A 15,979-nucleotide genomic window follows, 5' to 3' on the forward strand; every position below is an offset into this window, starting at 1 on the left:
TTTTGCGATTTTATCATTCATACGATTAAAACAACGCAAAAATGTTGATTTCCCACACCCTGAAGCACCGATTAATGGGTGATTTTCTTAAGCACTAAAACCTTGCAAAAAGATATTTTAGATGGCTTTAAAGAAGGTTGTGATGATTATATTTGCAAGCCTTTTAATTTCAATGAGTTATTATTTAGAATCAAAGCAATAACCAAAAGAACCAATACAAAAAAAGGAAATTTTAATTTTTGAGAACTTTGTTTTAAATACAGATGAAAGAATTTTAAAATTTAAAGATGAAAAAATAATTTTTAAGATTTAAACATAAAACAATGAACTTTCGAAGTCTTCACCCTGCTATTTATGAAGACTTTATGACTTTAAGGACAAACTAAGCAGGGTTTTTTTAAAATTAAATTAGCTTTTTTTAAAAATCAGTTCTTATCTAGCTTTTAATCGCTACGATAAGGACTACTAAAAGTATCAAAATGATAATTACTTCGTTCATCTCAACCTCCTTTCAACTTTATTCAAAGTCTTCAGTCGGTTGTCCTTAAAGCTTGGAAATTATATAAAAAATTGTTTTAGGAAAAGGTTAGAAGCTTAGAAGATATGCAACCTATTATTCTAAGCTATAAAGCTTTTTTCTTTGGCTAGAGCTTGCAATCCCCATTTGTTTGCGGTATTTTGTAATAGTTCTTCTGCCAATTTCAATCTTAAATTCTTTACTTGCAAGTTCAAGAAGTTTAAGATCACTCAAAGGCTTTTTGTGATTTTCTTTTTTAATCAAAGCACATATATAATCCTTTACACTGGCATTTGAAGTTTCTCCATCATCCAATGCTGTAGCAAAAAACTGCTTTAAAGGAATTAAACCACGATCGCAACTTAAATATTTATTCGCAATAGCTCTTGAAATCGTCGAAGCATTGCGTTCTAAATCTTGAGCTAAATCTTTTAGGCGCATTGGCTTAATATCTCCACCCAAAAAGAAATCATACTGATGTTCAATAATCATAAGCCCTATCTTATATAAAGTTGCCTTACGCATCTCTAAAGCATCAATGAGATTTTTTGCTTCTTTGATGTAAGAATTTAAAAATTCATGATTTAAATCATCGGTTTGCAAACAAATTTCTGGATAATAATCATCATTAATTTTCACTTTAATTTCATCATTTTCTCTATACACAAAAATATCAGGCACTACATGGTTGCTATCTTCAAAATATTCCAAAAAAGGTGGAGTAGAAAATTTTTTAATTAAACGCAAAGCTGTTTTATATAAAGGTTCTTTGATAAATTCGTGTATATTTTCAAAATTTAAAATTAATTTTTTGCTAAATTCATAAAGTTCATCTTCAAGCTCTTCATTATCAAGACAAAAAAGTAAAGCTTCCTTATAATCCTTAGCACCAACACCCAAAGGATCAAGATACTTAAATCTCACCCTAACCTTTTCTAAATCTTCTTGAGTGATCCCTACAAACACCTCATCATCAAATTCAAAATATCCTTCATGATTTAAACAAGAAATAATTTTTTCTGCAATTTCTTGAGATTTTTGAGTAGGAAAAAGTGGAGGAATAATTTGTTCGTTTAAAAGCTCATAAACACTTTTTTTATCAACACTTAAAGCCTCTAGCGTATCTGAAATTGAATTTTTATGAAAATTTTCAAAATGCTGTTTTTTAGGAAGTTTAAAATTTTGCGAATTTTCTTCCACGCTAACAAAAGGATTATCCTTAGCAATTTCACTTAAATTTTCTTTTAAATCTTCAATATTAGCTTGCAAAATAGGAAGCCAAGAACGCAAGGTTTGTGATAATTTAGCCTTTTGAGCGATAGAAGTTTTTTGTTTTAGCATTATTCTAAGAGCCTAAACTCTGATCCTAAGTAATGTTTTTTTACATCTTGATTGCGTGCAATTTCTTCCGCGCTACCGCTAGCAAGCAAACTTCCTGATTTAATAACATAAGCTCTATCGCAAATTGCCAAAGTTTCTCTAACATTATGATCAGTAATTAAAATACCTATATTTAGAGCTTTTAGCTCTTTAATCAAACTCTGAATTTCAGCCACCGCAATAGGATCAACTCCAGCAAAAGGTTCATCAAGAAGTAAAAATTTTGGATTACACATCAAGGATCTTGCGATCTCGCAACGCCGCCTTTCTCCACCACTTAAACTCAAACCCTTCCTTAAGCGAATAGGCTCTATACTTAATAACTCAAGCATTTGCTCTACTTTTTCATGTAAAATTTTCTTATCTTTATAAAAAATTTGAGCTGCTAAAAGCAAATTATCTTCTACGCTTAAATCTTTAAATATACTGCTTTCTTGTGGCAAATAACCGATGCCTTGTCTAGCTCTTTTATTTAAAGGTTCTTTGGTAATATCCTTCCCATCCAATAAAACTCTACCACTACTTGGTGGTATAAGACCACATATCATATAAAAAGTCGTGGTTTTGCCTGCCCCATTTGGACCCAAAAGTCCGACAACTTCACCACTATTTACTTCCAAAGATACACTTTGAATGATTTTGGTTTTTCGAATCGTTTTTTCTAAATTGCTAACTTCTAACTTACTCATAAATTTCATACTTTCTTTTGTAATTTTGAGGCGTAATTTTTATCATTAAATTTGGAATTTCAAAACGATCTAAATATTTTTTAAGTTTTTCATCACCCCATTCTACTAAATGCAAACCTTGTTCAAAAAAATTTTCTATCAAACCATTTTTCAACAATTTTTCAAAACCTTCTTGATAAATATCATAATGATAGATTTTTCCTTCTTGACTAAGGTATTCTTGCATTGTACAAAAAGTAGGCGATGTTGGTATAATTTGACTTTGTCTAAAAGCCGCTAAAGCCTTTACAAGACTGGTCTTACCACTTGCTAAATCTCCTTGCAAAATCACCACACCATTTTTAGGCAAAATTTCACAAATTTTATCAAGCTCATCTAAAGCTAAAACCATTTCTTTCATATTTTTACCACATATTCATTTTGAGCTGATTTTGGGATACTTTTATTTTGTGGAATAGCAAGAACTTTATAATTATCTTGATGTGTAGTAAATTGTATGCTAAGTATATCACCGATTTTAACCTCTTTACTAGGCTTAACCACAATACCATTAATAGTTACTACACCACTTTTACACATATCTTCAGAAATCGCTCGACGCTTTGTAATATTTACCGTATTTAAAAACTTATCTACTCTCATTCTTGTAATTTTATCAAAAAAAACTAATTTTTGGAACAAAAAATGCTTATTTATTGAATTTTGTGTTTTATCTTCGATTCATTAATCAAACAGATGCAAATTTAAAAAATATTTTTTTCAAATTTAAAGCTATAATGTAATTATTTTTAGCTAAAATTTCTAACAATTTTCACATAAAAAGGATGAATAATGAAAAATGATGTAAAAAAAGTTGTTTTAGCTTATTCTGGGGGACTTGATACAAGTATTATTTTAAAATGGTTACAAGATGAATACAATTGCGAAGTAGTGACATTTACGGCAGATATTGGTCAAGGCGAAGAACTTGAACCTGCTAGAAAAAAAGCCCTTTCTTTGGGTATTAAAGAAGAAAATATTTTTATTAAAGATTTAAGAGATGAATTTGTAAAAGATTATGTATTTCCTATGTTTAGAGCAAATGCAATTTATGAAGGGGAATACTTGCTAGGCACAAGCATTGCGCGCCCATTAATCGCAAAAACCCAAGCGCAAATCGCCTTACAAACTGGCGCAGATGCAGTAAGTCATGGAGCTACAGGTAAAGGAAACGATCAGGTGCGCTTTGAACTTGGATATTTAGCATTCAATCCTGATTTAAAAATCATTGCTCCTTGGAGAGAATGGGATTTAAATAGCCGCGAAAAACTTCTAGCCTATGCACAAAAACATGGTATTGATATCACCAAGAAAAAAGGTAAATCACCTTATTCTATGGATGCAAATTTGCTTCACATTTCTTATGAAGGGCTTGTTTTAGAAGATCCAGCACACGCCCCTGAAGATGATATGTGGAGATGGAGCAAAAGCCCAAAAGAAGCTCCTAATGAAAGCGAAATTATAGAACTTGAATTTGTTAAAGGTGATTTAGTAGCTATAAATGGCGAAAAATTAAGCCCAGCAGGACTTTTAACAAAACTGAATGAATTAGGTTGTAAACATGGTATAGGACGCCTTGATATAGTAGAAAATCGTTATGTAGGTATGAAAAGTCGTGGTTGCTATGAAACCCCAGGCGGAACTATACTTTTAAAAGCGCATCGTGCTATTGAAAGCATTACGCTTGATAGAGAAGCGGCACATTTAAAAGACGAACTTATGCCAAAATATGCAAGCTTGATTTATAATGGCTATTGGTTTTCGCCGGAAAGATATATGCTCCAAGCCTTAATCGATGAGTCTCAAAAACACGCTAATGGCAAAATAAAATTAGAACTTTATAAAGGTAATGTGATGGTGATTGGCCGCGAAAGCGCTAATGATAGCTTGTTTAATGCAGCTTATTGCACTTTCGAAGAAGATGAAGTGTATAATCAAAAGGATGCAGCAGGATTTATTAAACTCAATGCCTTGCGTTTTATCATTGCAGGTAAAAATGGAAGAAAATTTTAATTATACAAAAGGTAACGAAAGGACGAAATGAAAGTATTATTAATCAAAGATGTAAAAGGACTCGGAAAAGCTGGAGAAGTCAAAGAAGTAAAAGATGGCTATGGGCAAAATTTCCTAATAGGAAAAGGTTTTGCTAAGGCTGCTACAACTGAAGTTTTAAGAAAATACGAAAGTGATAAGAAAAAAGAAGCAGAAAATTTGCGTTTTGAAATAGCGAATTTAGAAAAATTAAAAGATGAGCTTAGCAAAATCACACTTGAAATTTCAAAGCCTGTTGGTGCAAATGGAAGTTTATTTGGCGGAGTAACTAAAGATGAAATAGCAAATGCCTTAAAAACGCAAAAAAATATAGAAATTGATAAAAAAAGTTTGGAGTGTGATACCTTAAAAAATCTTGGTTTGCACGAAGTAAGCGTAAAATTAGGCCATGCTATCCATGCAAATTTTAAAATCAACATAAAGGCTGAATAATGTTTCATGCAACAACGATTTTAGCTTATAAAGGTAAAAGCAAATCTGTAATCGGTGGAGATGGTCAAGTAAGCTTTGGTAACACCGTCTTAAAAGGTAATGCAGTAAAAATCAGAAAGCTAAATAATGGCAAAGTTTTAGCAGGTTTTGCAGGATCTACTGCAGATGCTTTTAATCTTTTTGATATGTTTGAAAATTTACTCCAAAGCTCTAAAGGCGATCTTTTGAAAGCGGCGATTGATTTTTCTAAAGAATGGAGAAAAGACAAATATTTAAGAAAACTTGAAGCCATGATGATAGTGCTTGATAGAGAACATATTTTCTTGCTTTCTGGCACAGGTGATGTGGTTGAGCCCGAAGATGGAAAAATTGTCGCTATTGGAAGCGGAGGAAACTACGCACTTTCGGCTGCAAGAGCTTTAGCAAAGCATGCGAGTTTAGATGAAGAAGAATTAGTAAAATCAAGCCTTGAGATCGCAGGTGAGATTTGCATTTATACTAATACTAATATAAAAACTTATGTAATCGAGGATGAGAAATGAATTTAACCCCAAAAGAAATCGTTAAATTTTTAGATGATTATGTTATAGGACAAAAAAAAGCTAAAAAAATCATAGCCATAGCTTTAAGAAATCGTTATCGCAGGATGCAGCTTAGTCCTGAACTTCAAGATGATATCATGCCAAAAAATATCTTAATGATAGGATCAACCGGTGTAGGTAAAACCGAAATTGCAAGGCGTTTAGCAAAAATGATGGGTTTTCCTTTTATTAAAATAGAAGCAAGCAAATACACTGAAGTTGGTTTTGTGGGTCGTGATGTTGAAAGTATGGTAAGAGATCTAGCGAATGCGGCTTTAAATTTAGTAAAAAATGAACAAAGAGAAAAAAATAAAGAAAAAATCGATGAATTTATAGAAAATAAAATCTTAGAAAAACTCTTACCCCCTTTACCAAAAGGAGTAAGCGATGAAAAACAAGAAGAATATAAAAATTCTTTAGAAAAAATGCGTTTAAAACTTAGAAATGGCGATTTAGATGAAAGCGTGATAGAAATAGAAATTTCTCAAAGTATGTTTGATACAAACCCAAATTTACCGCCTGAAATGGGGGCTATGCAAGATATAGTTAAAGTTATCGGTGTAGGCAGCAAAAAAGTCAAAAAAGAAATGAAAATCAAAGATGCCAAAAATGCTTTAAAAACAGAGGCTGGAGAAAAAATTTTAGATCAAGAAAGTATCAAAAGTGAAGCTTTAAGAAGAGCCGAAAATGAAGGAATTATTTTCATTGATGAGATTGATAAAATCGCCGTTTCAAGTGGAAATTCAAACCGCCAAGATCCAAGCAAAGAAGGTGTACAAAGAGATTTACTTCCTATTGTCGAAGGATCTAATGTGCAAACAAAAATCGGCACTTTAAAAACCGATCATATCCTTTTTATAGCAGCAGGGGCTTTTCATCTTAGTAAACCAAGCGATTTAATCCCTGAACTTCAAGGGCGTTTTCCTTTAAGAGTGGAACTAGATAGCCTTGATGATAAAGCGCTTTATGAGATTTTAACGCGTCCAAAAAATTCACTTTTAAAACAATATGCTGAACTTTTAAAAACTGAAAATTTAGAGCTTGAATTTGAAGATGAAACCATAAAAGAAATTGCAAAAATTGCCTCTAAAGCCAATGAAGAAATGCAAGATATTGGCGCAAGGCGTTTACATACGGTGATAGAAAAATTACTTGAAGATTTAAGTTTTGAAGCTGATGAATATGCGGGCAAAAAATTCATAGTGGACAAAAAAATGGTAGAAGAAAAACTTGGAGATATTATCGAAAATAAAGACTTGGCTAGGTATATTTTGTGAAAAGTGGTTTCATCTCTCTTATAGGAAGAACAAATGCTGGGAAAAGTAGCATTATAAATTCTTTATTAGATGAGAAAATCACTCTTGTTTCACACAAACAAAATGCCACAAGACGCAAAATCAGTGCTATCGTGATGCATAAGGATAATCAACTTATCTTCATTGATACGCCAGGGTTACACAAAAGCGATGCGATATTAAATCAGCTCATGATTCAATCGGCGATTAAATCTATAGCAGATTGCGATCTGATTGTTTTTGTAGCAAGCGTTTATGATGATATGCAAAATTATCAGGACTTTTTAAAACTTAATCCCAAAACACCGCATATCATCGTTTTAAACAAAGTTGATTTGTGTGATAATGCAAGTTTGTTTAAAAAACTCGATGAATACAATTTATTTAAAGAACAGTTTCAAGCTCTTATTCCTTTTTCTTGCAAGAAAAAAGCTTATAAAAAAATTTTACTTGATGAAATTTGCAAATACCTTCCAGAACACGAGTATTTCTTTGATCCTGAATTTATTACAAATAGCAATGAGAAAGAAATTTATAGGGATTTTATTTTAGAATCCTTATATGAAAATTTTAGTGATGAGTTACCCTATAGTAGTGAAGTTATCATAACTCGCTTTAAAGAAGAAGCACAAATACTTTTTATCGATGCAAATATTATCACAAACACTAATTCACATAAAGCAATGCTAATAGGAAAAAATGGCGCTAGCATTAAAAGACTTGGTAAAGATGCGAGAGAAAAAATTCAAAAATTAGCTAATAAAAAAGTAATGCTAAAACTTTTCGTTCAAGTAAAAAAAGATTGGCAAAAAGACCAAGATTTCATCAAAAAAGCAATACTAAATGATTAAAATTTTAAAAAATAAAGAAAGAAAATTCCTAAATTTTGAGCAAGTCTTATACACTCAGCTTCCCTATGAAAAAAGTGAAAATTTAGAAGAAATTTTATTTGAAAAATCTTGCGAAGATTTAAATATTACAGAAAATTTAAACTATCAAATGTCTTATATTTTAGAAGAAAATTTAGCGCATATTTTTTTAACTTTAAGTGAAAATATTGATTTTAAATGTGACGATATATTTGCACAAGCTCTGCTTTTTAGTGCTTATAAAAGTGATGAAAACATTTGTTTTGTTCATTTTGATGAAAATATTACTTGCGCTTGCTTTTATCAAAATCAAATTTTTAAAAACTACAAAATCATTCCTAATTTTAGTCTTAAAAAAATTGCCAATCAAGATATTCAAGATAGTTTTGAGAATGTGGTTTTTGGACAAGGAAGATTAGAAATTTTGCTTCAAAAATACAAAATAAAACATATCGTATTTATTAATGATAAATTTAATTTTTCTAAATTTTGCAAAGAAAAGCTTAACACACATTGCTCCCTTCTTGATAAATCCACTTATCCTGAACTTTTAAAAAACATTCAATTGCAAAAAAGTGCCAACTTCATCAAACATTCTCCTTCGAGATTAAATCTTTGGCAAAAAAGTATATTTATTTTTCTCATTTCTTTTATGGCAACTCTTATACCATCATTTTTCAAAGCCTATGATGCATATAAATTTAATCAAGAAAAGGAGCTTTTGCAAACATCACTTTCGCAATTAAATTTACAAGAACAAAATTTAAGCATTGCTATAGTAAAAAAAGAAAAACAAGTGCAAGAAAATGAGAATCTACTTAATGATTACAAAGATATTTTTAAAAATTTAAATGAGCATATTTCCTTTGATTCTCCTTTGGAAAATATTTACCAGCTTAGTAAACTTTTACAAGAATATAATGTAAAAATAAATAATTTAAACATCCATTCTCATAAAATTTACATTCAAGCTGAACAAAGTAGTACTTTAGAAAAACTCTTAAGCGAAATCCACCTAAGTCCTAATTTCACCCTTAAGAAAAAAGAAATTAAAAATAAAATATATCATATAGAATTGGAACTTCGTCAATGAATAAAATTAATATTTTTTTAGAAAATTTAAATCCCAGAGAAAGAATTTTATATTTTGTTTTAATTATTTTTGCTGGTGTTTTTTTAGCTTTAAAACTTAGTGAAACCTATTTAGAAAACGATAACAATGACGAAGCCTTACAATTGCTTTTGCAAAATTCACAAAGCAAAAGCGAGCAATTAAACCAAAAACTACTTTCTCTTAATGCCAAATATCAAAATCAAAGCGAAGAACTTTTTAATCTAAAACAAGGTTTATTAATACTCAAAAAAAGCTATAATGACTATATGAATGCTTTACAGAAAAAAGCAAATGAAAATTCTTTATACTTTAAAGACTTAGACACTCAAACAACAAAGATGGAGCAATTTCAAATTCATCATTTAAAAATAAATTTTCAAAGCTCTTTTATTCAACTTTTAAGTTTCTTACAAGATTTAAATAACGACAAACACTTTTTTAGTATAGAAAAGCTAAATATTCAAAGCAAGGAAGAATATTTAGATATTACTTTAAAACTTAATTTTATAGTGCTTGATCCATTAATTGAACTTTAAAGTATTTAAGTTGAAAAATAAAAACTATTTAGAATAACCAAAAATATAATAAAACTATAAGTAAAATAGAGCAAATATTTTTTGTTTTTATAAATTCCAAAAAGCCCTAACATAGATAAGAACATCATAATGCTTCCAAAAATATAAAATTCATATAAATTATTTTCATCCACATAAAAACCTTTGTTCTTTGGAAGTTCTGAAAGAAAAAAAGTAAAAAAAGCACATAAGGATACAAATAAATAAAAACCAGAAAGATAAAACTTAATTGTAAAAAACTCTTTTTTATGCCAAATAAAACTAAAAATTCCAATCACACAACAAAGCAAAGGAGCAATATAAGAAAAATGCGTTAAAACAAAAAGCAAATTCCTACTAGAATCTAAAAAAATAATCATCCAAAAGCAAATGATTAAAATATAAAACACTAGCAAAAGCCACTTTGCCCTTTGAAATTTCAAAGCAAACAAGGGTATAAGTGCAAAAATAAAAATAATTAGATAAATTGCTAGAATTTCTACTAGCATTTTTAAAACATTTCACCCTTAATCATATGCATTTTAACCTTTCCAAAAAGCTTATCATTAGCATAAAGCGAGCCTTTTGGCGTAAAATTTTCTTCATCTTCATCAAAAATAACCAAATTTGCTTCTTTGCCAATCTCTATGATTCCACTATTTAAACCTAAAAATTCACTAGGATTTTTACTTGTAAACTTGCAAAGTTCCCGCCAAGTTAAAAAACCATTTTTTATAAAGAAGGTATAACAAAGACTTATAAAGTCACAAAGTCCGTGAATTCCAAATGCCGCCTCATCAAAAGCCAAATCTTTTAGAGAAATAGATTTTGGATTATGTAAAGAAGTTAAGAATTTGATTTTATTCTTTTTTAAAGCTTGCTTTAAAAAATCTCTATCTTCTTTAGAACGCAATGGCGGAAAAATTTTTGCAGCAGTATTAAAACCCAAGCACGCCTCATCACTTTTAATTAAATGATGGATGCTAGCCAATATGCAATCATCTTCACTTAATAACTCTAAAGAATTTTTTAGAGTTAAACCATCATAGATAATTTCTACATTATAAAATTTAGCAATTTGCTTCATCTTAGCCACTTCGCTATACTCGCTTATTGCATTCATTCCAACAAGACCCAATTCAAAACTAATGTCAGAATTATTCATCACTCCGCCATCATCAAAACCTTCATTATAACATTCAACGAATATAGGCACATTTTTCATCAAAGCATACTGCATAGCAAGTTTTACGATATTTGCTTCGCTGAAACTTTTCAACTCAAGTCCTAAAGCTCCCTTATTTACTAGGGTGGAGAGATTTTTTAATTTTTTATTAGAGTCAAGCACTCGAATGCTAGAAAAAACATCGATTTTCATTTGCTTTAAGCGATCTAAAAACAAGGTGTAATTTTCCTCTTCAAAGTCCATCTTATCTCTTAAAACTATACTTGAAATTCCAGATTTCAGACACTCTTGTTCTAAAATATCAAGATGCTCTAAACTAAATTTATCATTCTTAAAATTTACATTAAGATCAACAAAAGAAGGCAAAACACTCAGGCCTTGTGCATCAATAATTTCTTCATTATCATGTAATCCATTGGCAATTTGAGTAATTTTGCCTTCTAAAATTTGAATATCCTTTAACTCTTCTCCGTAAATTTTTGCGTTTTTAATAATCATGATATCTTCCTAAAATCAATTTTGTCTTAATAAATCCTTAAGAGATTCCTTTGCGTCCTTACCGTAAAGTATGGCCACAACCTCTTTAACTATAGGGGTATAAATTTGCTCTTTTTGTGAAATTTTTTCTATAGCAAAAGCCGTAGGTATACCCTCTACAACCTCTTTTAACTCATTAATTATATCTTGATACCCTTTTCCAAGTGCTAGCATCAATCCGGCTCGATAGTTTCTTGAAAGAGTGCTCGTAGCTGTTAAAAACAAATCTCCTGCTCCGCTAAGCCCTAAAAAAGTCTCTTCTTTGGCACCAAAAAACTTACCAAAACGATGCATTTCAACAAGGCCACGAGAGATTAAAGAAGCTCTTGCATTATTACCAAGCTTTAAACCATCACTTATACCACTAGCAATTGCTAAGACATTTTTATAAGCACCACAAATTTCAGCCCCACGCACATCATCATTTGTATAAGCTTTTATAAAATCAGGAAAGAAATTTGCAAATTCTTTGCAAAGTATTTGATTTACACCACTAATCATCAAAGCACAGGGAAGTTTTTGCATAACTTCGGCTGCAAAAGAAGGACCACTTAAAACACAAAGTTTGTCTTTATCTACAAATTCGCTAAAAATTTCATCTAAAAATTTACAAGTTGAAGTTTCTATGCCTTTTGAAGCAATAAGAATTTTTTGCCCCTTATTGATAAAATTTTGCTCAAGCCAAGAATGAATTCCTTGAGAACTTAAAGCAAAAATCAAATATTCACAATCTAGTGCTTGTTGCAAGCTTACAAAATCAACTAAAGCTCGCTGTGTGCGAGAAGTGATAACACAAGTATTTTTAATGCTTAAGGCACTATGTAAAGCACTACCCCACTTCCCTGCACCAATTACTGCGATCTTGCTCATTAGCCAAGCTTTGTTTTTAAAATTTCATTAACCTTAACAGGATTAAAAGCACCCTTGCCTTCTTTCATAGTTTGACCCACAAAAAAGCCAAAAAGTTTATCTTTTCCACTCTTATATTCTTCAACTTTATCAGCATTTGCATTTAAAATTTGATCAATTACCGCTTCAATGGCCGAGTCATCACTCACTTGTTTAAGTCCTAGCTTTTCAATAGCTTCATCAATTTCTACTTCAGTATTTTCAAAAACAAAAGCCAAAACATCCTTAGCGGCCTTGGCACTAATAGTGCCATCTTCTATGCGTTTGATTAAAGCGCCAAGTTTATTTGCATTGACAGGAGAATTTTCTATGGTAAGTTCTCCTTTTAAAAGTCCCATAAGTTCAGTATTTAACCAATTTACACAAAGTTTAGGATTTAAATTTAAAGCAATCAAGCTCTCAAAAAAACGACTCATTTCAAGTGAGCTTATTAGCACTTCCGCATCACTTTCTTTAATGCCAAGTTCTCTCATATAACGCGTTTTTTTCTCATCTGGAAGTTCTGGAATTTTAAGCTCTAAAAACTCATCTTTTAATAAAACAGGTAACAAATCAGGATCAGGAAAATAGCGGTATTCTGCTGCTTCTTCCTTACCACGCATACTTCTTGTAACTAAATTTGTCGTATCAAAAAGCCTTGTTTCTTGCACGACTTCTTTATCATAAACTCCATCTTCCCACGCCTCGCTTTGTCTTTTTACTTCATATTCTATAGCCTTTTGAATAAAGCGGAAAGAATTAAGGTTTTTAATTTCTACCCTAGTGTAAAGTTTAGTATCACCTTTTGGTCTTATGCTAACATTTGCGTCACATCTAAAACTTCCTTCTTGCATATTTGCATCAGAAATATCTAAAAAGCGTATGATGGAATGTAATTTTTTAAGATAAGCCACTGCTTCATCGCTACTTCTAAGTTCTGGCTCACTTACAATTTCAAGTAAAGGTGTTCCAGCGCGATTTAAATCCACCTTAGAAAAATCATTCTCATGGATATTCTTACCTGCATCTTCTTCCAAATGCGCTCTAGTGATACCTATGCGTTTATTCTCACCATTTACATTAATGAAAAGCTCACCCTTTTCTACTATAGGAATATCAAATTGCGAAATTTGATAAGCCTTTGGCAAATCTGGATAAAAATAATTTTTTCTATTAAAAATACTTTTTTTATTTATAGTTGCATTCACCGCTTTCCCAAAAGCAATAGCTTTTTTTACTGCTTCTTCATTTAAAACAGGTAAAGCACCAGGTAAAGCTAAACAAGTAGGACAAACATTGGTATTTGGGGCTTCTCCAAAAGAAGTCGCACATGAGCAAAAGATTTTCGTTTTAGTATTTAATTGAGCATGAACTTCAAGTCCTATGACTACTTCAAACATTGATTTTCCTTGAATTTTTTAGACTTATTTTAACATTTTTTCTTTCAAAAAGTCTTTAAACTTACAAATAAAATCTTCATTCTATTTTATTTGTAAAAATTAATCTAGCAGCTTTTGATGTAATTCATAATTTCGCAACAATAAAGAAACAACTAAACTTAAAAGAAGGCCTATAGTACAAAGATAAAGATAAAAATAAGTAAAATGAAAAAACAAAAAGAATGCACCAAAAAGCACTAAAGCCCATGATGCACCTTTAAAAAATTCTAAAATATAAATCAATGACCTTCCTCAATAACAGTCGCACCTGCTAAATACACATAAGTTAAAATCATAAAAATAAAAGCTTGTAAAAAAGCCATAAAAGTTAAAAGCACATAAGCAGGAAGTGGAGCTACCCAAGGAGCAAGTGCTAAAATAACTGCTAAAAATAAATCGTCTCCTTTGATATTACCAAACAAACGAAAAGACAAAGAAATAATACGAGAAAAATGAGAAACAAGTTCTATAGGAAACATTAAAGGAGCAATAATTTTAACAGGCCCCATAAAATGCGCAAAGTATTTGAAAAAACCTTGCGTTCTAATGCCTTCAAAATGATAATAAAAAAATACAATCAAAGCTAAAGCTGCTGTTAAATTTAAACTAGCAGTAGGTGCCTCAAAGCCAGGTATAATACCTATAATATTACTGAAAAATACTACTAAACCAATAGTTGCAACCAAAGGGAGATATTTTCTCGCAGCTTCTTCGCTACCCATAGTGTCACGCCCCATGCTTAAAATGCCATCCAAATAAGCCTCTGCTAAATTTTGACTTCCTCTAGGTACAAGTTGCATGGATCTTGTTGCAAATTTTGCAAAAAGAAAAGCAATTACAACAACTAAAATAAGATGAAAAAAATAAGCGAAAGTATGGCTTTCGTTGATGAGTGAGCTAAATAAAAACAAATCTTTCATAATAAACCTTAAGTAAAAGTATTAAAACTGATATTATAACTTAAATTTGCTTACATTTTGATGAAAAGTAATTTTTTTACATCCATTCTAAAACTTCTCTTAAATCCTTAGCCACAAAACATTTAATACCTATATTTTCCATAGGTTTAATGGGAATAATAGCATTTTTAAAATTTTGCATTTTGGCTTCTTTTAAGCGCGTATCAAGTGAAAAAACTTCTTTAATTTCCCCATTTAAACTAAGCTCTCCTATAAAAACACTATCCTTGCTTAAAGGACGATTTTTAAAACTTGAAATGATAGCTGCAACTACTGCTAAATCTGCTGCTGTTTCGCTAATTTTTACCCCGCCACTAACATTAATAAAAACATCATAATGCCCTAAAGGAATTTCAAGTTTTCTTTCAAGCAAAGCAATTAGCATATCTAAGCGGTTTTTTTCATAGCCTGTGGCGCTTCGTTTTGGGTAAGCACTTTCACAAACCAAGGCTTGAATTTCTAAGATCAAAGCCCTGCTTCCTTCCATTACTACACTTAAAGCACTTCCGCTTATAGCCTTACCCCTTGAAAAAAATCTATTAACTATATCTTTAGCACTAATAAGTCCTTTAGAAGTCATTTCAAAAATCCCTACTTCGCTGATATTTCCAAAACGATTTTTAAAGCCCCTTAAAAGCCTAATTTCTTTGTTCGCATCGCCTTCAAAATAGAGTACTACATCCACCATATGCTCTAAAATTCTAGGCCCAGCAATAGCACCATCTTTTGTAATGTGACCTATGATAAAAGTGCTGATATTTTTGGCTTTTGAAAAACGCATAAGCTCAAAAGTGATTTCTCTAACCTGCGTGATACTTCCCGCTGCTGAAGCGATTTTGTTTGAATATAAAGTTTGTATGGAATCAATGATTAAAATTTCATAATCCTTTTTATTAAGCTCGTCTAAAATATCTTCTAAACAAAGCTCGGTTAATAAAAATAAATTAGGCGTATTAGCATCTAAACGATCGGCTCTTAATTTGATTTGAGATTTACTTTCTTCACCACTTACATAAAGCACTTTCTTGCCACTTTTAGCTAAATTCGAAGCGATTTTTAACAAAAGAGTAGATTTCCCAACCCCTGGACTTCCGCCTATCAAAACCAAACTCCCAACAACCAAACCACCACCTAAAACCAAATCAAGTTCTTTATCATCAGTAGAAATTCTTGCAAATTTTTCAGCAACCACTTCTTCTATACAAACCGCTACGCTTGGTGAATTTGAAATTTTAGAAAGCTCTTTTAAAACTTTAATTTGTTCTTGTTTTAATTCTACAAAACTATCCCAAGCTCCACAATCTGGACATTTTCCAATCCATTTGCCTTGCTGATTTCCACAAGCTTGACATTCAAATAAAATTTGCTTCTTTGCCATTGTTTTCTCATTTTAAAAATTTAATATAACAATTTTACACACTTTATCTTTCTTTTAAATTAACTTGGAT

18 protein-coding genes and 1 pseudogene are annotated in these 15,979 nt (G+C 30.9%); 7 read left to right on the top strand and 12 right to left on the bottom strand.

Annotated features, from left to right (window positions below):
• The 5 genes and pseudogenes from ELQ16_RS02315 to ELQ16_RS02335 all read right to left on the bottom strand — a co-directional run.
• A pseudogene (locus ELQ16_RS02315) lies at nt 1-72 on the bottom strand (phosphate ABC transporter ATP-binding protein); the annotation flags it as partial.
• Between the two features lie 541 nt (nt 73-613).
• The gene (locus ELQ16_RS02320) at nt 614-1,858 is read right to left on the bottom strand and encodes an RNA polymerase factor sigma-54 (RefSeq protein ID WP_134237974.1); all 1,245 of its coding nucleotides are present in this window, start codon (nt 1,856-1,858) and stop codon (nt 614-616) included.
• Nucleotides 1,858-2,586 carry an LPS export ABC transporter ATP-binding protein gene (lptB, locus tag ELQ16_RS02325; RefSeq protein ID WP_134237975.1) on the bottom strand — a complete coding sequence of 243 codons (729 nt, stop codon included), beginning with the start codon at nt 2,584-2,586 and terminating at the stop codon, nt 1,858-1,860. Before lptB ends, ELQ16_RS02320 begins: the two co-directional genes overlap by 1 nt.
• Complete coding sequence (tsaE, locus tag ELQ16_RS02330; RefSeq protein ID WP_134237976.1) at nt 2,579-2,986, bottom strand: tRNA (adenosine(37)-N6)-threonylcarbamoyltransferase complex ATPase subunit type 1 TsaE; 408 nt, start codon at nt 2,984-2,986, stop codon at nt 2,579-2,581. Before tsaE ends, lptB begins: the two co-directional genes overlap by 8 nt.
• Nucleotides 2,983-3,228 (bottom strand): RNA-binding S4 domain-containing protein, encoded by a 246-nt coding sequence (locus ELQ16_RS02335; RefSeq protein WP_134237977.1) that lies wholly within the window; start codon nt 3,226-3,228, stop codon nt 2,983-2,985. Before ELQ16_RS02335 ends, tsaE begins: the two co-directional genes overlap by 4 nt.
• A gap of 189 nt (nt 3,229-3,417) precedes the next feature.
• On the opposite strand from ELQ16_RS02335, the gene ELQ16_RS02340 reads away from it, so the two are divergent.
• From ELQ16_RS02340 to ELQ16_RS02370, 7 genes are read left to right on the top strand one after another with little or no spacing between them, the layout of a single operon-like run.
• Entirely contained in the window at nt 3,418-4,638 is a 1,221-nt protein-coding gene (locus tag ELQ16_RS02340; RefSeq protein ID WP_134237978.1) for an argininosuccinate synthase, read from the top strand.
• 27 nt (nt 4,639-4,665) lie between these two features.
• Nucleotides 4,666-5,109, top strand: a complete 444-nt coding sequence (gene rplI, locus ELQ16_RS02345) for a 50S ribosomal protein L9 (protein WP_134237979.1) — start codon at nt 4,666-4,668, stop codon at nt 5,107-5,109.
• The gene (gene hslV, locus ELQ16_RS02350) at nt 5,109-5,651 is read left to right on the top strand and encodes an ATP-dependent protease subunit HslV (RefSeq protein ID WP_134237980.1); all 543 of its coding nucleotides are present in this window, start codon (nt 5,109-5,111) and stop codon (nt 5,649-5,651) included. The genes rplI and hslV overlap by 1 nt, the downstream gene beginning before the upstream one ends.
• Nucleotides 5,648-6,967 (top strand): ATP-dependent protease ATPase subunit HslU, encoded by a 1,320-nt coding sequence (gene hslU, locus ELQ16_RS02355; RefSeq protein ID WP_134237981.1) that lies wholly within the window; start codon nt 5,648-5,650, stop codon nt 6,965-6,967. The genes hslV and hslU overlap by 4 nt, the downstream gene beginning before the upstream one ends.
• Nucleotides 6,964-7,836 (top strand): GTPase Era, encoded by an 873-nt coding sequence (gene era, locus ELQ16_RS02360; RefSeq protein WP_134237982.1) that lies wholly within the window; start codon nt 6,964-6,966, stop codon nt 7,834-7,836. Before hslU ends, era begins: the two co-directional genes overlap by 4 nt.
• Nucleotides 7,829-8,947, top strand: a complete 1,119-nt coding sequence (locus ELQ16_RS02365; protein WP_134237983.1) for a hypothetical protein — start codon at nt 7,829-7,831, stop codon at nt 8,945-8,947. Before era ends, ELQ16_RS02365 begins: the two co-directional genes overlap by 8 nt.
• Nucleotides 8,944-9,504: a hypothetical protein gene (locus tag ELQ16_RS02370; protein WP_134237984.1), complete on the top strand. Its 561-nt coding sequence runs from the start codon at nt 8,944-8,946 to the stop codon at nt 9,502-9,504. The genes ELQ16_RS02365 and ELQ16_RS02370 overlap by 4 nt, the downstream gene beginning before the upstream one ends.
• 5 nt (nt 9,505-9,509) lie before the next feature.
• Here ELQ16_RS02370 and ELQ16_RS02375 read toward each other — a convergent pair whose 3' ends face one another.
• From ELQ16_RS02375 to radA, 7 genes are all read right to left on the bottom strand, one after another.
• The gene (locus ELQ16_RS02375; RefSeq protein ID WP_134237985.1) at nt 9,510-10,031 is read right to left on the bottom strand and encodes a hypothetical protein; all 522 of its coding nucleotides are present in this window, start codon (nt 10,029-10,031) and stop codon (nt 9,510-9,512) included.
• 2 nt (nt 10,032-10,033) lie between these two features.
• Entirely contained in the window at nt 10,034-11,206 is a 1,173-nt protein-coding gene (locus ELQ16_RS02380) for a metal-dependent hydrolase (RefSeq protein ID WP_134237986.1), read from the bottom strand.
• 15 nt (nt 11,207-11,221) lie between these two features.
• On the bottom strand, nt 11,222-12,115 hold the full coding sequence (locus tag ELQ16_RS02385; protein WP_134237987.1) for an NAD(P)H-dependent glycerol-3-phosphate dehydrogenase: 894 nt from the start codon (nt 12,113-12,115) through the stop codon (nt 11,222-11,224).
• The gene (gatB, locus tag ELQ16_RS02390; protein ID WP_134237988.1) at nt 12,115-13,533 is read right to left on the bottom strand and encodes an Asp-tRNA(Asn)/Glu-tRNA(Gln) amidotransferase subunit GatB; all 1,419 of its coding nucleotides are present in this window, start codon (nt 13,531-13,533) and stop codon (nt 12,115-12,117) included. The genes ELQ16_RS02385 and gatB overlap by 1 nt, the downstream gene beginning before the upstream one ends.
• Before the next feature lie 99 nt (nt 13,534-13,632).
• Nucleotides 13,633-13,815 (bottom strand): hypothetical protein, encoded by a 183-nt coding sequence (locus tag ELQ16_RS10240; RefSeq protein WP_134237989.1) that lies wholly within the window; start codon nt 13,813-13,815, stop codon nt 13,633-13,635.
• Nucleotides 13,812-14,492: a F0F1 ATP synthase subunit A gene (locus ELQ16_RS02400; RefSeq protein WP_134237990.1), complete on the bottom strand. Its 681-nt coding sequence runs from the start codon at nt 14,490-14,492 to the stop codon at nt 13,812-13,814. The genes ELQ16_RS10240 and ELQ16_RS02400 overlap by 4 nt, the downstream gene beginning before the upstream one ends.
• 76 nt (nt 14,493-14,568) lie before the next feature.
• Nucleotides 14,569-15,909, bottom strand: a complete 1,341-nt coding sequence (gene radA, locus ELQ16_RS02405) for a DNA repair protein RadA (protein ID WP_134237991.1) — start codon at nt 15,907-15,909, stop codon at nt 14,569-14,571.
• Nucleotides 15,910-15,979: the final 70 nt, after the last annotated feature.

This window comes from Campylobacter sp. US33a, from assembly GCF_004378855.1.
Classification (GTDB): domain Bacteria; phylum Campylobacterota; class Campylobacteria; order Campylobacterales; family Campylobacteraceae; genus Campylobacter_D.